The sequence below is a fragment of the [Clostridium] colinum genome, from assembly GCF_940677205.1.
Taxonomy (GTDB): domain Bacteria; phylum Bacillota; class Clostridia; order Lachnospirales; family CAG-274; genus Tyzzerella; species Tyzzerella colina.
In genome coordinates, this window is sequence record NZ_OW712331.1 from 1781051 (window position 1) to 1800304 (window position 19254).

Below are 19254 nucleotides of genomic sequence, written 5' to 3' on the forward strand. Positions count from 1 at the left end.
CCTCTTTTAAAATAAGATAAAAAACCCTAAAATACCTATCAATAGCCCCAATAAAAATCCAAATAAAACATCTATAGGATAATGTAGTCCAGCTATAATTCTAAATATACCTGTTATTATTGCCAATATAATGAAAAATAAAAAATATTTAGGGCTTATATATGTAAGCGCCATAGCTAAAACCATTGCACTAGCAGAATGATTGCTAGGCATAGAGTTTCCTCCTTTGTGTTCTACTAAACTCGTTATATTCATTTTTTCAAATGGTCTTTTAGAGTTTATATTTTTTCTAAGTATTTTTGCTATAATTATAGTAATTAATGGTACAAATATATATTTTAATAAAGTTTTGTATCCAAATTTTTCAAAATTTAAAAAAATGTATACATAACCTATTAAATACATAATAAAAAATAAATAACAAGAATATATAGTAATAAAAATTGTCAATTTTTTATGTCTATTACCAAAATCAAATAGTATATTAAATATTTTTTGGTTTAGCATTATAAAAGCCAATCTCCTTCAAAAACAAATCTTGCTGGTCCAGTCATATAAACGTTATTATCTTCTTCACTCCACGATATATTTAATGTTCCACCTAACAATTTTACAAATACATTTTTTCTATCACTTTTTCCGTTTAAAAAAGATGCTACAACAGTTGCACAAGTTCCTGTTCCACAGGCAAATGTTTCTTTGCTACCTCTTTCAAAAACACGCATTTTCAAATGATTTTTATCTATAACTTCTACAAATTCTATGTTAGCTCGCTTAGGAAAAGCTGGATTTGTTTCTAATATAGCTCCATATTTTTCTACATCAAAGTTGTCTAAATCATTTACAAAAGTAATAGCGTGAGGATTCCCCATAGATACACAAGTAAATGTAAATTCTTTGTCTAATGCTTTTAGCTTTAAATTTTTTACTATTTCTTCATCTGAAATAACTGGTATTTTTTCTGGGCTAAAAATAGGCTCTCCCATATTTACTTTAACATCTAAAACTTTATTATTTTCATCTTTAAAAAATTCTAAAGTTTTTATACCTGCTAATGTTTCAACAGTTATTATGTCTTTTTTTACTATATCTTTATCGTGAACAAACTTTCCTACACATCTTATACCATTTCCGCACATTTCAGATTCAGACCCATCACTATTAAACATTCTCATTTTACAATCTGCTACATTTGATGGCATAACAAGAATAAGCCCGTCTGAGCCTACTCCAAAATTTCTATTACTCATTTTTATAGCAAGCTCATTAGGGTTATCTATTTTTTCTTCAAAGCAATTTATATAAACATAATCATTACCACAACCTTGCATTTTAGTAAACTTCATAAAATTCCTCCAAATAACTAAATAATTTTAAAAAACTGTTCAAATTTGCTTATAATTACAAAATTTCCTTTAACTTTTAATCTTCCTAACATAAACGCTTTTTGTAAAGTACACTTGCCTTCTAAAACTTCTTCCCAAACAATACTATCTGATATAATAGTAACATCTGCTGAAGGATATATACCCTCATTACAAGTACATTCCCCATTTTTTATAGTAAAGAAAACATTAAAATTTTCTTTTCCAGATATACTAACTTGCATAACAATATTTATTCCGTTTGCTAGCTGTGGTTGAAAATAATGATATAAACTTTGTGTCCTTTGTTTTAAACTGTTTATGCTAGCTGATATATTAGTAGCATTTTGATTGTTATATTTAACATACTCATTTAATTGCTTTTGTATGTTAGACTCCTCTTCATATTTTTGTCCTAATAGCTTAGCAATATAGTTTATATCATCTTCTTGGTTTAACACATTTTTTTGTAGCTGATTATTATTAAATTGACTATTCATAGGTTGTTCAGTATTAAACTGGTTATTAATATTATTAGAATATTGTTGATTAATTTGATTATTAATAGGTTGTTGTATATTATTGTTTAATCCTTGCCCATTTTTATATTGCTTTAATAGTTCATTAATGTTACTTTTTTGTACATTATTTATACCTTGTCGGTCTAAATTACTATCAATTTCTTTTTTATATAAATCTGCCACTTGAACACCAGTTAAATTTCTTACTGGTTTTTCATTTTCTTTCATAAGGCTTTCTATAGTTATAATATCATCTTGTTTGTTAAAATCAAATAAATTTTCTTGTTTTTTTACATAGCTGTCTTTAAAAGGATTAGCAATAAAAAATTTACGATTTTGTTTAACTATTCTATAAAAATCTTCTGCATATTTTTCTATAATTTCTTTAGAATCAGATATTTCTATGTTGTTTAAATATTCTTTACCTATTAATATATTGTTAATATTTATTCCGCCTAAAGCACCAATTAATAAGTTTATATAATTCCCCGCCATATATTCGCTACCATCTGAAGATGTTATTATAGATGTACAAGGCTTATCTTTTAAAATATCTTTATATAAATTATAGTCCATATGCTCTAAAAATACTTGCATAGCACCATTAATAGAAAACCTTTGTGCTGTTGTTGCAAATATAAGTCCTTGAGCATTTTTCATATGATTAAATATGTTTTCAATTATAGGTTGCTTTATACCATTAAAATAACCTATATCAACTTTTGTTATATCTAAAGTGCTTACTTTAACCCCTATTTCATTTAAAGTATTTTTAAATATATTAAAAACATAATCTAGCTTTTGCTCAAAAGGAGAAACACCAGAATATATACAAATTATTTGCATAATAATCCTCCTGTTAAAGTTTTTCTTAAATTGTAAATTATTTTAATTATACCATATAATGATATATATATAAAGATTAAAAATTTAATTTTTTTATAAAATTTATATTGACAAATACATATAGTTGTGATAAACTAACTAGCGTTAGCTATAAGTAATTTTATAATTGTTTTATTTATTTTATGGAGGTATTATGAAACAAACCTATAAAAAACTTACATATATTTTTTTACTTATAGCCTTAAGCATAGTTTCTATACAAATAGGTGTGAAAGATTTTAGCCTAATAGGTGCATTATTTAAAAATCCAGATGATGTATTTTTAATAACTATTAGTAGATTACCTCGCCTTTTAGCTATTATTATTACTGGTGCTAGTCTTAGCATAGTTGGGCTTATAATGCAAACAATAACAAATAATAAATTTGTATCCCCATCTACTGCTGGTACTATGGAATGGTGTAAATTTGGAGTTTTAATATCTGTATTATTTTTTGGTGGAGAGCACAAATTAATTAAAATAATAATAGCATTTATAATAGCTTTAAGTGGCAACTTTTTATTTATGATTATTTTAAAAACTATTAAATTTAAAAATAATATTATAGTTCCTCTTATTGGTATGATGTTAGGTAGTGTTGTTTCTTCTATTACTAGCTTTATAGCATATAAATATGAACTTATACAAAATATATCATCTTGGTTACAGGGTAACTTTTCCACTGTAATAAAAGGTAATTATGAAATTCTTTATCTTGGTATACCTTTTGCAATAATTGCTTATTTGTATGCTAATAAATTTACTATAGCAAGTATGGGAGAAGATTTTTCAATAAACTTAGGTATAAACTATCAAAAAATAGTAACTATTGGGCTTATTATAGTTTCTTTTATAAGCTCACTAGTAGTTGTAACTATTGGTAGTATTCCATTTGTTGGACTTATTATACCTAATATAGTTTCTATGACAAAAGGCGATAGTATAAAAAATACCATTTTTGATATAGGAATAACTGGGGCTATATTTGTATTAATCTGTGATATTTTAGGAAGGGTTATAATTTACCCGTATGAAATAAATGTTAGCACTATAATAAGTGTTATTGGTAGCATTATTTTCTTATTTATATTATTTAAAAAAGAAAAATAATAAAGGAAGTATATTATGTCTAATAAAAAGAAACTGTTAATATTACTAATATTAGTATTAGTTGCTTGTTCATTATCTTTATTTTTAGGAATAAATAAAGATAATATAGGTTATTTTTTACCTAAAAGAGCTACAAAAATTTTAGCAATAGCTATATCTAGTTATTGTATAGGATATTCGGCTGTTAGCTTTCAAAGTATAACTAACAATAGAATATTGACACCTAGTGTTTTAGGTTTAGATTCTTTATATATGTTTGTACAAACAGTTATAGTTTATTTTTTTGGTTCAAAAACTTTAGCTATGATGAGTGGATATACTAATTATTTTTTATCTATTGGATTTATGATATTATTTTCTCTGCTATTATTTTTTATTTTGTTTTTAAAAGAAAATAGAAATTTATATTTTTTAATACTAACAGGTATGATTATAGGTAATCTTTTTGGTGGTATGTCAACTTTTATGCAAGTTATACTAGATCCAAACGAATTTTTTGTTTTACAAGGTAAAATGTTTGCAAGTTTTTCTAATATAAATGAAGATTTACTCTTCATAAGTGTACTAATAATATTAGTATTATTTTTAATTACTATAAAAGACTATACTAAATTAGATGTTATATCTCTTGGGAAAGACCATTCTATAAATCTTGGTATAAATTATAATAGATTTGTATTAAAAAATCTTATTATAACAAGTGTTTTAATATCTGTATGCACTGCTTTAACAGGTCCTATAACTTTTTTAGGTATATTAGTAGCTAGTATATCAAGGGAGCTTATGAAAACATATAAACATACATATAGAATATTTTGTGCTATATTAATAGGATTTTTTGCATTAGTTTTTGGACAATTTTTAGTAGAAAAAGTATTTAATTTTAATACAACAGTTAGTACAATAATAAACTTTATAGGCGGTATTTACTTTATATATTTAATATTAAAGGAGGCCAAAAAATAATGATAAAATTAAAAAATATAATAAAAAAATATGGTGAAAAATCAATTATAGATAATGTTTCGTTAGATATTCCAAAAGGTAAAGTTATAGCTTTTATTGGTGCTAATGGTGCTGGGAAAAGCACATTAATATCTATAATAAGCCGTACTTTATCTAAAAATAGTGGTGAAGTCTATATAGATGAAAAAGAGCTCTCTAAATGGGATAATAATACTTTATCAAAAAAAATATCTATATTAAAACAATCTAATAATTTAAATATTAGGCTTACTGTAAAAGAGCTTGTTAGCTTTGGTAGGTTTCCTTATTCTAAAGGAAAATTAACAAAAGAAGACAAAGAACATATAGATAATGCTATAAAATATATGGGCATAGAAGATTTACAAGATAGATATTTAGACGAATTGTCTGGTGGACAAAAACAAATGGCTTTTATATCTATGATTATAGCTCAAGATACAGAGTATATATTTTTAGATGAGCCTCTTAATAATCTTGATATGCATCATTGTGTAAAAATAATGAAAAATGTAAAAAAATTAGCCGAAGAAATGGGTAAAACAATTATAATTGTTATACACGATATAAATTTTGTATCATTATATGCCGACCATATTATAGCAATGAAAGATGGTAAAATAATAAAAAATAGTAAAAAAGAAGAAATTATTAAAGAGCCTGTTTTAAAAGAAATATATAGTATGGATATAAAAGTTAAAAATATAGATGGGCAAGATATATGTCTATATTATTCATAAATAAATTTAAAATAAAGGAGAATAAATATGAAAAAATTATTAACATTGTCATTAACATTTTTATTAGCATCTAGCCTTTTTGGTTGTGAGCTTTTCAAAAAAAGTGAACCACAAAACAATACATCAACTGAAGCAAACTCACAAAATACAAATGAAAGTGTAGAACAAGAAATAGTTATTTCTCATTCAAAAGGAGAAACAAAAGTTAAAACTAATCCTCAAAAAGTAGTAGTATTTGATATGGCTACATTAGATACTATGAATAAATTAGGGGTAGAAGCTGACTTTGCTTTACCGTTAAAAAATGTTCCTTCTTATTTGACTGGATATGAAAATAGTATAAATGCAGGTAGCTTAAAAGAACCAGATTTAGAAGGCATTTATACATTTAAACCAGATGTAATATTCATAAGCGGTAGACAGGCAGATTTTTATGATAAATTAAATGAAATAGCTCCTACTGTTTATGTAGATTTAGACTATAAAAATTATATGGAAAGTTTTAAAAATAATGTAACTAATATAGGTAAAATCTTTAATAAAGAAGATTTAGCTTTAGAAGAAATTAAAAATATAGAAGCTAAAATTAAAGAAGCTAATGAAAAAATTAAAAATTTAAATGAAAAAGCATTAGTTATTTTAACAAATAACGGTAAAATAACTGCATATGGCTCTGGCTCTAGATTTGGTCTTATATACGATGTATTAGGATTTAAGCAAGCAGATGAAAACTTATATAAAGAAGGCGAAGAAGCAACTACACACGGTAAAGAAGTATCATTTGAATATATTTCACAAATTAACCCTGATATATTATTTGTTGTAAATAGAAATGCGGTTGTTAGTGGTGAAGGAGATGCTAAATCTACATTAAATAATGAATTAATTAACAATACAAATGCTGCAAAAAATAATAAAATAATAATGTTAAATCCTGAAGCTTGGTATATAGTTGGTAATGGTTTATCTTCTATTAATATTATGATAGATGATACACTTAATGCTTTAAAATAACTCATATAATACTATATTTTTATAATTTAATCCTAAATATGTAGATATATTATAAAATAAAGGGTGTAGATTTTTTCTACACCCTAATTTTGTTATAATAAATATTTTAAAAATCCAATTTTATTGTATAAAATCTAATCCTCTAAAATAATATAATATAAATTTTTTTAAATTTTGATAACAAAATAGTTGAGATAACTTATAAAAATTTTTAAATAAGCTATACTCAACTATTTTAATATTATATAAACTTAAAAAAATTAGTTTTTATTTGCTTTTTTTCTAAGGTTAGAATCTAAAATTTTCTTTCTTATTCTAAGATTTTCTGGTGTAACTTCAACAAGCTCATCATCTGTAATAAATTCTATACATTTTTCTAAGCTCATATTTATAGGTGGTGTTAATTTTAATGCATCATCTGCTCCAGAAGAACGTGTGTTAGTAAGTTGTTTTCTTTTACAAACATTAACTTCCATATCACCACTTCTAGCATTTCTACCAACAACCATACCAGAATATACTTTTGTAGAAGGGCCGATAAATAAATCTCCTCGTTCTTGTGCATTATAAAGACCATATGTTACGGCCTCACCAGATTCAAAAGCTACTAAAGACCCTTGAGGACGGCTTACTATCTCTCCCTTGTATGGTTCATAATCATTAAATATAGTATTTATAATACCATTTCCTTTTGTATCTGTTAAAAATTCACTTCTATATCCTATAAGCCCTCTAGCAGGTATGTTAAATTCCAACCTTGTATATCCACCTTTAGATGGCACCATGTTTGTCATTTCACCTTTTCTTGTTCCAAGCTTTTCTATAACATTTCCTACAAACTCTTCAGGAACATCTATTGTAGCAATCTCCATAGGCTCATAGCGTTTTCCGTCTACATCTTTAAATAAAACTTCTGGACGAGATACTTGAAATTCATAGCCTTCTCTACGCATAGTTTCTATTAATATAGATAAATGTAGCTCACCACGTCCACTTACTTTAAAAGAATCGGCACTTTCTGTTTCTTCTACCCTAAGGCTTACATCTGTGTTAAGTTCTTTTTGTAATCTATCTCTTAAATGTCTACTTGTAACAAACTTACCTTCAAGCCCTGCAAATGGACTATCATTAACAGAAAATGTCATAGCTATTGTAGGTTCTGAAATTTTGTTAACTTCAATAGGTTGAGGATTTTCTATACAGGTAATAGTATCTCCTATTTGAATATCTGGTATACCGCTAACTGCAACAATAGACCCTACTGTTGCTGATTTTACTTCAACTCTTTCAAGTCCTTCATATTCATAAAGTTTATTTACTTTTACTTTATAATTTTTCTCTGGGTCATTAAAGTTTACTACACAAGCATCTTGATTTACTTTTATTGTACCATTTTCTACTTTACCAATACCTATTCTACCTACATATTCATTATAATCAATTGTAGTAACTAACATTTGTACTCCGGCTTCCATATCGCCCTCTGGAGCTGGTATATAATCTATTATTGTATCAAAAAGACACTTCATATCACTAGCTTCCATAGCTTTATCTGGGTCCATAGATGCCTTACCAGCTTTTGCAGATGCAAAGACAAAAGGAGCATCTAGTTGTTCATCTGTTGCGTCTAGCTCAATAAAAAGTTCTAATATTTCATCTACAACTTCGTTTGGTCTAGCTTCTGGTTTGTCTATTTTGTTTACACAAACAACAACAGGTAGCTTTAAAGATAAAGCATTTTTTAAAACAAATTTTGTTTGAGGCATAGCGCCTTCATATGCGTCTACAACCAAAACAACACCGTCTACCATTTTTAAAACACGCTCAACTTCACCACCAAAATCTGCGTGTCCTGGTGTGTCTACAATATTTATTTTTTTATCTTCATAATATACTGATGTATTTTTAGAAAGAATAGTTATACCTCTTTCTCTTTCTATATCTCCCGAGTCCATAACTCTTTCTCTAATAACTTGATTAGACCTAAATGTACCACTTTGTTTTAAAAGTTCATCAACAAGCGTAGTTTTACCGTGGTCTACGTGTGCTATAATAGCAATATTTCTTACATCTTCTCGTTTATTCACAATTTTTTCCTACTCTCTAATAAATTTTATTAAATAATTTTAACATAAAAAACGGATATTTTCAAGCATTTATACTATATATACTATTTTACATTAGATTGGTTATTAATAATTACTATAAAAATTTATAAATTATTAAAAATATATAATATAACTTTTATAAAATAAATATTTCATATAAATTTTATACTAAAAATATAATATTTAATTAAAATATTTCAACCTAAAGGTAAAATATTTAAAACTAATTTTTTTCATTTTTATACTTTGTATAAAAATTCTAATTACAAAACAATACTTTACTTCGAATTGTGTAAAAAGCTAAATTTATAGAGGCTTTAGCCCCTGTGTGAAGAAATCAGCTTTTTCTAATACAGTACCTCAAAAAATAATCTTATTATTTTTTAAATGGTTGTAAACTTTTTGTCTATAACCTCTAATATTTAATAAAAATATTTTATAATATAAAAGTATAATAAATTATTATTAATACAAAAAGAAAGACACATATAATAGTGTCTTTCAGAAAAGAGAGAATTTTGAGGTTAGCCCTTTTGGGCTAGGAGAGGAGTATCTATATCAATTTTAAACTTATAAGCTAATTTTTTATTGGGAGCAATTTAACTTTAACAGATTTTAGCTCACCATCTCTAATAATTTTTAACTTAATAGTGTCCCAAACTTTATACTTTTTAATTTCTTCTACTAATTGAGAAGAACTAAGTATAGGTACATCATTAATACTTGTGATAATATCATTTACTTTAAGTCCTGCTTTATCTGCCGACCCATTTGGTTCAACCTTTGCTATTATAGCTCCACCAGCCATTCCATCATAACTTACATTATCTTGTGCGTTTATAACACTAACACCTAAAGCTGTTGGATTTAAATTACTCATTATATTTTCTATAATAGGCATAGCAACAGAACTTCCTATTGTATAAGCAATGTTTTCAACTGTATTATTAGCAACTTTTGCAGTATTTATACCTATAACTTCACCATTTAAGTTAATTAATGCACCGCCACTATTGCCAGGGTTTATAGCAGCTGTTGTTTGTAAAACATTTAATTTTTTGTTGTTTGAAACTATGTCAGTAGACGTTGAGCTTATTATGCCAAAAGTAGAAGTAATGCCTTCGCCTAATGTATTTCCAAGTGCTATAACATAATCTCCAACAGTAATATTTTCAGAGCTAGCAAATTGTGCTACACGAATATTTTTCATTTCATCTTTGTCTAAATCATTACTACTAATAGATATAACCGCTAAATCATAGTTTTCATCTTTTCCTATAATCTTAGCTTGTACTGGCTTGTTATCATCTATAGCAACACCTATTGTAGATGCATTTTTTATAACGTGATAGTTAGTAACTATAAATACATCTGTTGATGTTTTATGAAAAATAATTCCAGACCCTGCGTCTTCGTATTGTACAACTCCTTTAAACCAATCTATATCATCATTTAAAGTAGTTATGCTTACAACAGATGGTCTAATATTTTCTATTATAGTTTTTACCAAATCATTTGATGTTTGTATAATATTGTTATCATCTTCATCTGCCGAAGTTTCTAATATGCTATTATTAGCATATTTAGGGATAATTATATCTTTAAAAAATATATATGAAAAGCTAATAACTAAACCTAATATTAAAGAAAAAGTAACTGAACCTACGTATATTATAAATTTTTTCAAGCTTTTTGGCATGTTTTTTTGCTTTTTAATTTCTTCTTTATAAAATGTATAAGGTTCATTAGAACTATTATCTTCATTCAAGTTTTGATTATTGTCCATAATGTTTCCTCCCTATAAATATATAATAAATCAAATAAATGAATAAAATATGAATTAAATGTGAACAATTTTAAAAATTTTTTTAATTTATATAAAAATATTAAAATTTTTTACAATTTGTATATTTTATTTTACGCTAAATAGATATTAAAATGATGTATTGTTAGGCGCTAATACAACTGTTAAAGTAATTTGTTTGCTACCTTCTCTAATTATATCAAAAGATACAGTATCATTAGCTTTACAACTATTAATAGCACTTGATAAATCTTCTACTGTTTTTACATCTTTACCATTAAAGCTTGTTATTATATCTCCTGGTTTAAGCCCTGCTTTATCTGCATTACTGTCGTCTTCTACTTCTACTACTATAACACCATCTACATTTAAACCATATATACGTTTAGTATTTTCTGTTATACTTTTACCCATTATACCAAAATAAGGTCTTTCTACATAACCATTGTTTATAATTTGTTCTACTATATCTATAGCTATATTAGACGGTATAGCATAGCCTATCCCCTCAATAGCCGAGCTAGATAGCTTAGCAGTGTTTATACCAACAACTTCGCCTTCTGTGTTCATTAATGCGCCACCGCTATTGCCAGGGTTTATAGCCGCGTCTGTTTGTAAAACAGTTAAATTTTTGCCGTCTATATTTATTTGTTTATTTTGGGCACTTATCATGCCTTGTGTCATAGTTTTACCTCTACCTAAGGCGTTACCTATTGGAAAAACAAAATCTCCTACTTCTACTGTATCAGAATTTACAAATTTTGCAACAGTAATATTTTTAATACCTGCTTTATGCATATCTTGTTTACTAACACTAAGAACGGCTAAATCTGAGCTAGGGTCCATACCTACAAGGCTAGCTTCCACTTGTTCTTCCCCAGTAACAGATATAGTAACATAAGAAGCCCCTTCTATGACATGATTGTTTGTTACTATATAAACTTTATCTCCGTCTATTTTATAAATAATACCAGATCCCGAATTTAAATCTTGTAAATTTGACCCAAAAAATCCACCTGAAACTTTTGTAGATATGTTTACAACAGAGTCTCCTACTTCTTTAAATATAGATGATGCACTGTTAGATGTAAGTATAATATTATCTTTTAAGCTAGATTGTTTTAGGTCATTAGTATCAAATTTAAAGCTAGATTGTTCTCTTTTAGAAATAAAATTTTTAGAAACAACTGCTCCAGCTCCAATGCCAACCCCTAAAAATAAACAACAAGATGCAATAGCGCCTGATTTTAAAATTACTTTAGTAGCTTTTTTTCTTTTATTTTTATCTTTTTCTTTTTTTTCTAATTTTTCTTTGTTTATTATATCTTTTATGTTTTCTTTTTTCATTTCCATATCATCTATTATTTGCTCTTTGTTATTAATGATATGAATATCTGGTAAAGTATTTTCAACATTATTAATGTTATTTTCTTTGTTTGCTTCATTTTCTACAATCTCTTTGTTTTCAAATATATTATTATTTAAATTATTATCATCTTTATTCATATATACTACCTCCAAATTATCTTTCTTAATCTATATTTAAATTATATACATATAATTTGAATAAAATATTAATAATATGTAAACAATTGTAATAATTTTTAAAATATTATATTTGATACAAACTTAAAAAACTACATACAAAAATAGCCTAAAATTTTAAATAAATTAAAGTAAATCTCAGTCTTATAATTAAAATTTTTATAAAGTATAAAAATCATTAATAATATAAAGATATTTTAGCTTTACTTTAATATAAATAACTATTTTATTAAATTAAAAATCTATGATAATTAAAATTAAAACAAATAAAAAATACATTTTAGTTTATATTATTAAATTATTTAAAAATTCTAATCATAACACAAGGTATTATGTAAAAATATAGATTTTTAGAGTAGTTAGTCCTTGTACAAGAAAATCGGCTTTTTACAAAAAATATAATCATCGTGATAATCTTGTTATTACGACAAAAGGTGTAGACTTTGTCTACACCAAATTACATTTCTTCTTTATCTTCATTAAAGGTATTTATATGCTCAATAGAATTTTCGACAACTATACTATTATTTATAATAACAACCATACTCATTATAAAAATCCCAAAAACAATAAGTAAACCTGGTGTTACTTTACTTTTTTTCTTAACTTCTTGCTCAAACATACTAACTCCTATTTTTAATCCTAAATATATTTTATTTTAAAAATAATACTTTGTTTCAAAAATTTAAACGCAAAATAATAAAAAAAGTTTCTATTTTTCGATAAATTTTTCTATAACTTTCATTTCTTCATCATTAGCTAGCCTATATTGACCTTCTTCAAGGCTTTCATCTAATTTTATTTCATCAAAGCTTGTTCTTTTAAGATAAACAACTTTTTTTCCAAAAGCTTCAAACATTCTTTTTATTTGATGATATTTTCCTTCTTTTATTGTTACATTAACTTTAGAAAAGTTGTCTGCGCTGTATTCTATATCTAATTTTGCAGGCAAACATTTATATCCTCCACTAATAACAACCCCTTCTTTAAATTTTTCAATATGCTCTTTTGTTATTTTGCCATTAATATGAGCATAATAGCTTTTCTCTATATGCTTCTTAGGTGATAATGTATTAAGAGCAAATCTGCCATCATTAGATAATATTAAAAGTCCAACGGTATCTTTATCTAATCTACCTACTGGAAAAAGCTTCATTTTTTTATATTTTTCATCTAATAAATCAATCACTGTTTTTTGCTCTTCATCTTCTGTTGCAGATATAACCCCTTTTGGCTTATTAAGTATAACATAAACATACTGGTCATAGGATACAACTCTTTTGTCAAATGTTACAATATTTTTTTCTTTATCTATTTTAGTGTCTGCCTTTACACAAGGTACACCATCTACCCATACTCTTCTAAATTTTATGTACTCTCTAACTTGACTTCTGCTACCTATACCAGCATTAGACAAAAATTTATCTAATCTAACAAGTGCCATCTATTGTCCTCCCAAAATATTATATATTTTCTTATATACAAATCTTTTCTATTTTGATATAATTATAATACATTTTATTTATTATGTCGAATTATTTTATAAAATTTATTTAGGAGGATTAAAAAATGTCTGCAATACAACAAGGAATTATTTTAAATGAAGATAAAACATTAAGCTTTGGTAACTACGAAGTTTCTGAAAAAATCAAAGTTAAAGATTTTAATGTAGACGGTAATATATATAAAATTAGAACTCACAATGAAGTTACAAGACTTTCTAAAAATGGTAATCTTTTATTAGAAACAGTTCCTGGTGCTACAATACATAATCTTTTTATAAGTGAAAAAGAATCTTCATTTTTGGCAGAAGGCTTAGGCGATACACTTATTACACTAGAGCTAGAACCTAATACAACTTATTCATTATTTATTAATGATGTTAATATAGATAAAATAAAAACTAATCTTTCTGGCAAAATAAACTTTAGTACAACACTTTCTAAAGAAACTCAACAAATAAAAATTGAAAAAAATATTTAAAATTTTTTATTTTTTGTTATTTTACCCCTTGACTAATTATATTTTAAAGTGTATTATTTTAGTATGAATTAAATTAACTACATTGTTTTAATATAAATTTTAGATAGGAGATGGATTATTATGAATATAACTTTTAACGGTAACCCTGTAACATTAAAAGGTAATGAACTTAAAGTAGGAGATGTTGCTCCAGACTTTTTATTAACAGATACTTCTTTAAATGATATTTCTCTTGCAGATACTAAAGGAAAAAGAGTATTTGTTGTAGTACCTTCTTTAGATACACCTATATGTGATTTATCTGCAAAACGTTTTAACGAAGAAGCTACAAAATTTGATAATGTTTCTATATATGTTGTATCTATGGACTTACCATTTGCTCTAACAAGATGGTGTGGTGCTAATAGCTCAGATAGAATAACTACTTTATCTGATTATAAACATAGAAGCTTTGGAGAAAATTATGGTGTATATATAAATGAATTAGGACTGTTAACAAGATCTATATTTATAGTAGATGAAGATAACAAAATATCTTATGTAGAATATTGTAAAGAAATAAAAAGCGAACCAGATTTCGAATCTGCTTTAAATGCTTTAAAATAAACTAAAAAATTTAAGGGTGTAGATTAATTCTACGCCCTTTCGTCATAATAACAAAATTATAAATTAATTTTCTTATCAAAGGGCTAAAACCTATAAAAACCTAATTTTGTAATATTACTTTTAAACTAACCCACTTAAACTTATACAAACCTATTTAAACTACATTTAGTTTATTTTTACAATTTAAAGTTTATAAACATTATTTTGTCTTCACTCTAAATTTATATTATGCTTTTTTATTAATAATTGTTATAATATAACATAAAATATTTTAAAATAGTTTTTTTATTAAAGAAAGGAGTTTTTATGGAAAAAAATAAAGAAGAACCATCTTTAAAAACTAGTATATTTATATTACTAGGAATATTATTAATTCTTTTGATAGGAATAAGTGCATTTAAAATAAATATAGTTTTACTTCTTATATTATGTATTATATACATAGCTATAATAGGTAAATTTAATAATATAAGTGAAAAAGACATAATAGAGTATATGTCTTATGGTTGCTCTAAAGCCTTTATAGGTTTATTATTTTTTATATTAATAGGTGGCATAATAGGTATATTTATATTGTCAGGAACAGTTCCAACATTGGTATATTATGGGCTAGATATTTTGTCTCCTAATTTTTTCTTACCAACTACTCTATTAATATGTACACTTTTATCTTCTATAATAGGTTCATCTTGGAGTACGGTAGGTACAGTAGGTATAGCTACTACATCAAATTTAGCAATACCTATTCCTATTATAGTAGGTGCTATAATATCTGGTGCTTGGTTTGGAGATAAAATGTCTCCTGTTTCCGACTCTACTGTTATGACCGCAACCTCTGTAAATGCAAATGTTTATGACCATATAAAAGTTATGTCTATGACAACTCTTCCTTCATATATTATATCTTTAATAGTTTACACTATTATAAATTCTTTTTATGATATAAAAGATATAGATATTAATAATATCCAAAATATAAAAAATACATTAGATAGTATTTATAATATTTCAATATTAAATTTTATACCATTAATAGTTTTAATATTTTTATCATTTTTTAAAATTAATGCTATAAAATCTATTATTATTACTATTGGGGTATCTATAATATGTGCTCTTTTTTTACAAGATAAAAGTTTATACGAATGTTTTGATGCAATTATGAATGGTATATCTATAAATACATCTAATAAAGAGGTTAATACCCTTTTAAATAGAGGTGGTATTAATAGTATGATGTCTACGTTTTTATTATGCTTTTTTGCCTTATCTATGGGAGGGATATTAGAAAAAAGTGGGTTTGTAAAAGTTATTATAAAAGCTATAACAAATAAAATAAACTCAACTTTTGCCTTAATATTTACAACAATGTCTACTTGTATATTAGGTACTGCTCTATTCGCCGATATATATTTATCCATAATATTAAATGGTAATATGTATAAAGAAGAATTTAAAAAAAGAGGGCTAAAAAATACAATGCTATCTAGAACAATAGAAGAAGGTACAACATTATTTGCACCATTAATACCTTGGACAGCAGCCTCTGCTTTTATAACGGCTACACTAAATGTACAAACAGTAGATTATGCCAAATATACCATATTAAATTTGGTAAATCCATTATTATCGTTAATATTTACATTTTTAGGCATATTTATTGTAAAACATAAAGAAGAAGATAGGTAAAATCTATCTTCTTTATATTTTTTCATCATTTAATTTCATCCAAAAAGCAATTTATATTTACAATATTTAGAATTATATAAGACTAAAGACAAAATTTTTTAGACTAATTTTTTACTTTTTATGTAAAGTATAAAAATTTTAATTGCAAGATTGGGCTTTACCTCTAATTGTGTAAAAAGATAAATTTCTAGGTGCTTTATCCTTTATACGAAGAAACCTTCTTTTATTCATACAGTAACTCATCGTTATAATTTTATCATTACAACAAAAGATTTTATACTTTGTCTAAAACCTATTTTTATCCCCATAAAACATTACATATCCAAAGACTAGCTATAACTCCTGCAAAGTTTGCGATTAATGCCCCTACTAATGTGTACTTTGTTTTAGTTATATTTACTGCCATAAAATATACACTCATAGTATAAAATACAGTTTCTGTGCTACTCATCATAACACTTACAAACCTACCTATAAAAGAATCTGGTCCATATGTTTTAAACAAATCTAATAATATACCAGTAGATGCCGATGAAGATATAAGCCTCATAAATGTTAAAGGCACTACCTCTGTTGGATAACCTATTTTTTCTGTTACAGGAGCTATTAAATTACATAATAAATCTAATGCTCCAGATGCTCTTAATACACCAACTGCTACCATAAGTCCAACAAGAGTTGGAGCTATTTTAAAAACTGTTTTAAAGCCTTCTTCTGCTCCGTCTACAAAAGCATCATATACGTTTGTCTTTTTAGAATATCCATAAAATAATATGTAAATTAAAACAAGTGGAATCATTAAATCTGATAATAATAACATAAATTTCATCTGTATTTCCACCTTTCTATAATTCTTATAACAGCAATACCAACAATAGTAGAAACTAAAGTAGCAAAAAGCCCTGGTGCTATTATTTCAGATGGATTTTGAGAATTAAACTGAGACCTATAAGCTACTATATTTACAGATATTATTTGTAAGCTAGACATATTAAATACTAAAAACATACACATAGCTCTGCTAGCCTCATCTTTTTTCTTATTGATAGTTTGTAGGCTTTCCATAGCTTTTATTCCTGCTGGTGTAGCTGCCCAACCAAGGCCTAAAATATTTGCTATAACATTTGTAGATATATAATCTAAAGATTTATGATTTTTTGGTACATCTGGAAAAAGGTAGGATAAAAATGGACGCATCTTTTTGCTTAAATGCTTTATAAGCCCCGACCTTTCTGCTATTTCCATCATTCCAGACCACATAGCTATAATACCCATCATAGTTATACAAATAGTAATAGCCTCTTTAGACGAGTCTAAAATAGCTTGTGTTATGTTTTGCATATTTCCAGTAAACGATGCAACAACAACACCAATTAAAATCATACCACCCCATAAATAATTAAGCATACTCCCTGTCCTTTCTTTGTTTTATATAATAATACTCATAAAAAAACAAAAAAATTACTTAAATTTATACTTTTTAAAATTATTTAATTAGATATACTTTTTATTTTACTATTTTTATATTTTAAAATTTCTATAAATAGTACTAATATATTTATAAAACTTCATTTATAGATTTTAAACATCTCTGGATAGCTAAATCTATTTCATCTTTTGTAATATTAAGAGGTGGGTTAAAATATAATACATTCCCTAATGGTCTTAATAATAAACCATTTTTTAGGGCTTTTTTGTATATTTCATATCCTATACGTAAATTTTTATCAAATTCTATTTTTTTCTGCTTATCTTCCACTAGCTCTACTGCATTAATTAAACCAATATTTCTTATTTCACCAACATTTTTATGCTCTATTAATTTTTCATTAAGTTTGCTATTTAAATAAATAGCTGTTTTATTAGCCTTTTCAATAATATTTTCTTGTTTTAAAATATCTAAAACTGCAATACCCGCAGTACAAGCTAATGGATTACCACTATAAGTATGGCTATGCATAAATGCTTTACCTTTAATATAATCATCATAAAAGGCCTCATATATTTTATCGTTTGTAACAGTAAGAGCCATTGGCAAATACCCTCCTGTTAGGCTTTTAGATAAACATACTATATCGGGTACAACATTACAATGGTCCATAGCAAACATTTTGCCTGTTCTTCCAAATCCTGTAGCTATTTCATCTAAAATTAATAAAACTTCATATTCATCACAAATTTTTCTTAATTTTTGTATATAAAGAGGTGGATATATTCTCATTCCTGCGCTTCCTTGTAATAGTGGTTCTATTACTATTGCTGCCACTTTCTCTCCATAAATTTCAAACTGTTTTTCTGCCATTTCAAAACATTCACAGTTGCAATTATCTCTATTTTTATCATATTTACACCTATAACAATCGGGAGCTTCTATATTTATAACGTCCATAAGCATAGGCTTATAAATTTTTTTATATAAATCTATGCTACTAACGGCTAAAGCTCCAATAGTTTCTCCGTGGTATCCGTTAGAAAAACACATAAATTGTCTTTTATCTTTATTCCCTGTTTGATAATGATATTGAAAGGCTAACTTTAAAGCACATTCAATAGAACTAGATCCATTGTCTGAAAATATAAATTTTGTTAGCTCTTTAGGCAATACTTCTGTTAATTTTTCACACAGAGTTATTGCTGGTTTATGGGAAAAATTTGCAAAAATAACATGCTCTAGCTTGTCTAATTGATTTTTTATTGCATTGTTTATTGTTTCATTGCAATGCCCCAAAAGGTTACACCACCAGGAGCTTATAATATCTATATATTCTTTACCACAATTGTCATATATATATACCCCTTTTGCATATTCTACAATTATAGGTGGCAACTCTTCATAATCTTTCATTTGAGAACAAGGGTGCCATATATGTTTTAAATCTTTTTCTTGTAAATTCATAAAC

18 protein-coding genes are annotated in these 19254 nt (G+C 26.0%); 7 read left to right on the top strand and 11 right to left on the bottom strand.

Going from position 1 to position 19254, the window contains the following annotated elements; all coding sequences use genetic code 11:
* Positions 1–6 precede the first annotated feature (6 nt).
* From NBW53_RS08660 to NBW53_RS08670, 3 genes are read right to left on the bottom strand one after another with little or no spacing between them, the layout of a single operon-like run.
* On the bottom strand, positions 7–507 hold the full coding sequence (locus NBW53_RS08660; RefSeq protein ID WP_250277867.1) for a phosphatase PAP2 family protein: 501 nt from the start codon (positions 505–507) through the stop codon (positions 7–9).
* Positions 507–1346, bottom strand: a complete 840-nt coding sequence (dapF, locus tag NBW53_RS08665) for a diaminopimelate epimerase (protein ID WP_250277868.1) — start codon at positions 1344–1346, stop codon at positions 507–509. Before dapF ends, NBW53_RS08660 begins: the two co-directional genes overlap by 1 nt.
* Positions 1347–1363: 17 nt before the next feature.
* A complete protein-coding gene (locus NBW53_RS08670) occupies positions 1364–2731 on the bottom strand; it encodes an SCP2 sterol-binding domain-containing protein (protein WP_250277869.1) in 1368 nt (455 codons plus the stop codon).
* A gap of 193 nt (positions 2732–2924) precedes the next feature.
* Between NBW53_RS08670 and NBW53_RS08675 the strand changes: the two genes are divergently transcribed.
* The 4 genes from NBW53_RS08675 to NBW53_RS08690 are packed head-to-tail and all read left to right on the top strand — an operon-like array spanning position 2925 to position 6619.
* Positions 2925–3881: an ABC transporter permease gene (locus tag NBW53_RS08675; protein WP_250277870.1), complete on the top strand. Its 957-nt coding sequence runs from the start codon at positions 2925–2927 to the stop codon at positions 3879–3881.
* Between the two features lie 15 nt (positions 3882–3896).
* Positions 3897–4847 carry an iron chelate uptake ABC transporter family permease subunit gene (locus NBW53_RS08680; RefSeq protein ID WP_250277871.1) on the top strand — a complete coding sequence of 317 codons (951 nt, stop codon included), beginning with the start codon at positions 3897–3899 and terminating at the stop codon, positions 4845–4847.
* The gene (locus tag NBW53_RS08685) at positions 4847–5605 is read left to right on the top strand and encodes an iron ABC transporter ATP-binding protein (protein ID WP_250277872.1); all 759 of its coding nucleotides are present in this window, start codon (positions 4847–4849) and stop codon (positions 5603–5605) included. The genes NBW53_RS08680 and NBW53_RS08685 overlap by 1 nt, the downstream gene beginning before the upstream one ends.
* A gap of 27 nt (positions 5606–5632) precedes the next feature.
* Positions 5633–6619 (top strand): siderophore ABC transporter substrate-binding protein, encoded by a 987-nt coding sequence (locus NBW53_RS08690; protein ID WP_250277873.1) that lies wholly within the window; start codon positions 5633–5635, stop codon positions 6617–6619.
* 260 nt (positions 6620–6879) lie between these two features.
* Here the strand turns inward: NBW53_RS08690 and typA are convergent, their stop codons facing one another.
* The 5 genes from typA to NBW53_RS08715 form a co-directional block, all read right to left on the bottom strand.
* The gene (typA, locus tag NBW53_RS08695; RefSeq protein WP_250279030.1) at positions 6880–8709 is read right to left on the bottom strand and encodes a translational GTPase TypA; all 1830 of its coding nucleotides are present in this window, start codon (positions 8707–8709) and stop codon (positions 6880–6882) included.
* Between the two features lie 595 nt (positions 8710–9304).
* Positions 9305–10513 carry a S1C family serine protease gene (locus tag NBW53_RS08700; RefSeq protein WP_250277874.1) on the bottom strand — a complete coding sequence of 403 codons (1209 nt, stop codon included), beginning with the start codon at positions 10511–10513 and terminating at the stop codon, positions 9305–9307.
* Between the two features lie 147 nt (positions 10514–10660).
* Complete coding sequence (locus NBW53_RS08705; RefSeq protein WP_250277875.1) at positions 10661–12037, bottom strand: S1C family serine protease; 1377 nt, start codon at positions 12035–12037, stop codon at positions 10661–10663.
* Positions 12038–12533: 496 nt separating this feature from the next.
* On the bottom strand, positions 12534–12698 hold the full coding sequence (locus tag NBW53_RS08710) for a hypothetical protein (protein ID WP_250277876.1): 165 nt from the start codon (positions 12696–12698) through the stop codon (positions 12534–12536).
* Between the two features lie 90 nt (positions 12699–12788).
* Positions 12789–13520: a pseudouridine synthase gene (locus NBW53_RS08715; RefSeq protein WP_250277877.1), complete on the bottom strand. Its 732-nt coding sequence runs from the start codon at positions 13518–13520 to the stop codon at positions 12789–12791.
* Between the two features lie 125 nt (positions 13521–13645).
* Between NBW53_RS08715 and NBW53_RS08720 the strand changes: the two genes are divergently transcribed.
* The 3 genes from NBW53_RS08720 (at position 13646) to nhaC (ending at position 16354) form a co-directional block, all read left to right on the top strand.
* A complete protein-coding gene (locus NBW53_RS08720) occupies positions 13646–14059 on the top strand; it encodes an endosialidase (protein WP_250277878.1) in 414 nt (137 codons plus the stop codon).
* Positions 14060–14179: 120 nt separating this feature from the next.
* The gene (gene tpx / locus NBW53_RS08725) at positions 14180–14665 is read left to right on the top strand and encodes a thiol peroxidase (RefSeq protein WP_250277879.1); all 486 of its coding nucleotides are present in this window, start codon (positions 14180–14182) and stop codon (positions 14663–14665) included.
* Positions 14666–14971: 306 nt separating this feature from the next.
* Complete coding sequence (gene nhaC, locus NBW53_RS08730) at positions 14972–16354, top strand: Na+/H+ antiporter NhaC (RefSeq protein WP_250277880.1); 1383 nt, start codon at positions 14972–14974, stop codon at positions 16352–16354.
* Between the two features lie 298 nt (positions 16355–16652).
* On the opposite strand, the gene NBW53_RS08735 is transcribed toward nhaC, so the two are convergent.
* From NBW53_RS08735 to bioA, 3 genes are all read right to left on the bottom strand, one after another.
* Positions 16653–17183, bottom strand: a complete 531-nt coding sequence (locus NBW53_RS08735) for a spore maturation protein (protein ID WP_250277881.1) — start codon at positions 17181–17183, stop codon at positions 16653–16655.
* A complete protein-coding gene (locus NBW53_RS08740; protein ID WP_250277882.1) occupies positions 17180–17761 on the bottom strand; it encodes a nucleoside recognition domain-containing protein in 582 nt (193 codons plus the stop codon). The genes NBW53_RS08735 and NBW53_RS08740 overlap by 4 nt, the downstream gene beginning before the upstream one ends.
* Before the next feature lie 151 nt (positions 17762–17912).
* The gene (gene bioA, locus NBW53_RS08745; RefSeq protein ID WP_250277883.1) at positions 17913–19250 is read right to left on the bottom strand and encodes an adenosylmethionine--8-amino-7-oxononanoate transaminase; all 1338 of its coding nucleotides are present in this window, start codon (positions 19248–19250) and stop codon (positions 17913–17915) included.
* Positions 19251–19254: the final 4 nt, after the last annotated feature.

Bases quoted from the DNA above. Each gene is read 5' to 3' on its own strand.
- NBW53_RS08660 (WP_250277867.1), bottom strand. From the start codon at position 507: ATGCTAAACCAAAAAATATTTAATATACTATTTGATTTTGGTAATAGA.
- dapF (WP_250277868.1), bottom strand. From the start codon at position 1,346: ATGAAGTTTACTAAAATGCAAGGTTGTGGTAATGATTATGTTTATATA.
- NBW53_RS08670 (WP_250277869.1), bottom strand. From the start codon at position 2,731: ATGCAAATAATTTGTATATATTCTGGTGTTTCTCCTTTTGAGCAAAAG.
- NBW53_RS08675 (WP_250277870.1), top strand. From the start codon at position 2,925: ATGAAACAAACCTATAAAAAACTTACATATATTTTTTTACTTATAGCC.
- NBW53_RS08680 (WP_250277871.1), top strand. From the start codon at position 3,897: ATGTCTAATAAAAAGAAACTGTTAATATTACTAATATTAGTATTAGTT.
- NBW53_RS08685 (WP_250277872.1), top strand. From the start codon at position 4,847: ATGATAAAATTAAAAAATATAATAAAAAAATATGGTGAAAAATCAATT.
- NBW53_RS08690 (WP_250277873.1), top strand. From the start codon at position 5,633: ATGAAAAAATTATTAACATTGTCATTAACATTTTTATTAGCATCTAGC.
- NBW53_RS08700 (WP_250277874.1), bottom strand. From the start codon at position 10,513: ATGGACAATAATCAAAACTTGAATGAAGATAATAGTTCTAATGAACCT.
- NBW53_RS08705 (WP_250277875.1), bottom strand. From the start codon at position 12,037: ATGAATAAAGATGATAATAATTTAAATAATAATATATTTGAAAACAAA.
- NBW53_RS08710 (WP_250277876.1), bottom strand. From the start codon at position 12,698: ATGTTTGAGCAAGAAGTTAAGAAAAAAAGTAAAGTAACACCAGGTTTA.
- NBW53_RS08715 (WP_250277877.1), bottom strand. From the start codon at position 13,520: ATGGCACTTGTTAGATTAGATAAATTTTTGTCTAATGCTGGTATAGGT.
- NBW53_RS08720 (WP_250277878.1), top strand. From the start codon at position 13,646: ATGTCTGCAATACAACAAGGAATTATTTTAAATGAAGATAAAACATTA.
- tpx (WP_250277879.1), top strand. From the start codon at position 14,180: ATGAATATAACTTTTAACGGTAACCCTGTAACATTAAAAGGTAATGAA.
- nhaC (WP_250277880.1), top strand. From the start codon at position 14,972: ATGGAAAAAAATAAAGAAGAACCATCTTTAAAAACTAGTATATTTATA.
- NBW53_RS08735 (WP_250277881.1), bottom strand. From the start codon at position 17,183: ATGAAATTTATGTTATTATTATCAGATTTAATGATTCCACTTGTTTTA.
- NBW53_RS08740 (WP_250277882.1), bottom strand. From the start codon at position 17,761: ATGCTTAATTATTTATGGGGTGGTATGATTTTAATTGGTGTTGTTGTT.
- bioA (WP_250277883.1), bottom strand. From the start codon at position 19,250: ATGAATTTACAAGAAAAAGATTTAAAACATATATGGCACCCTTGTTCT.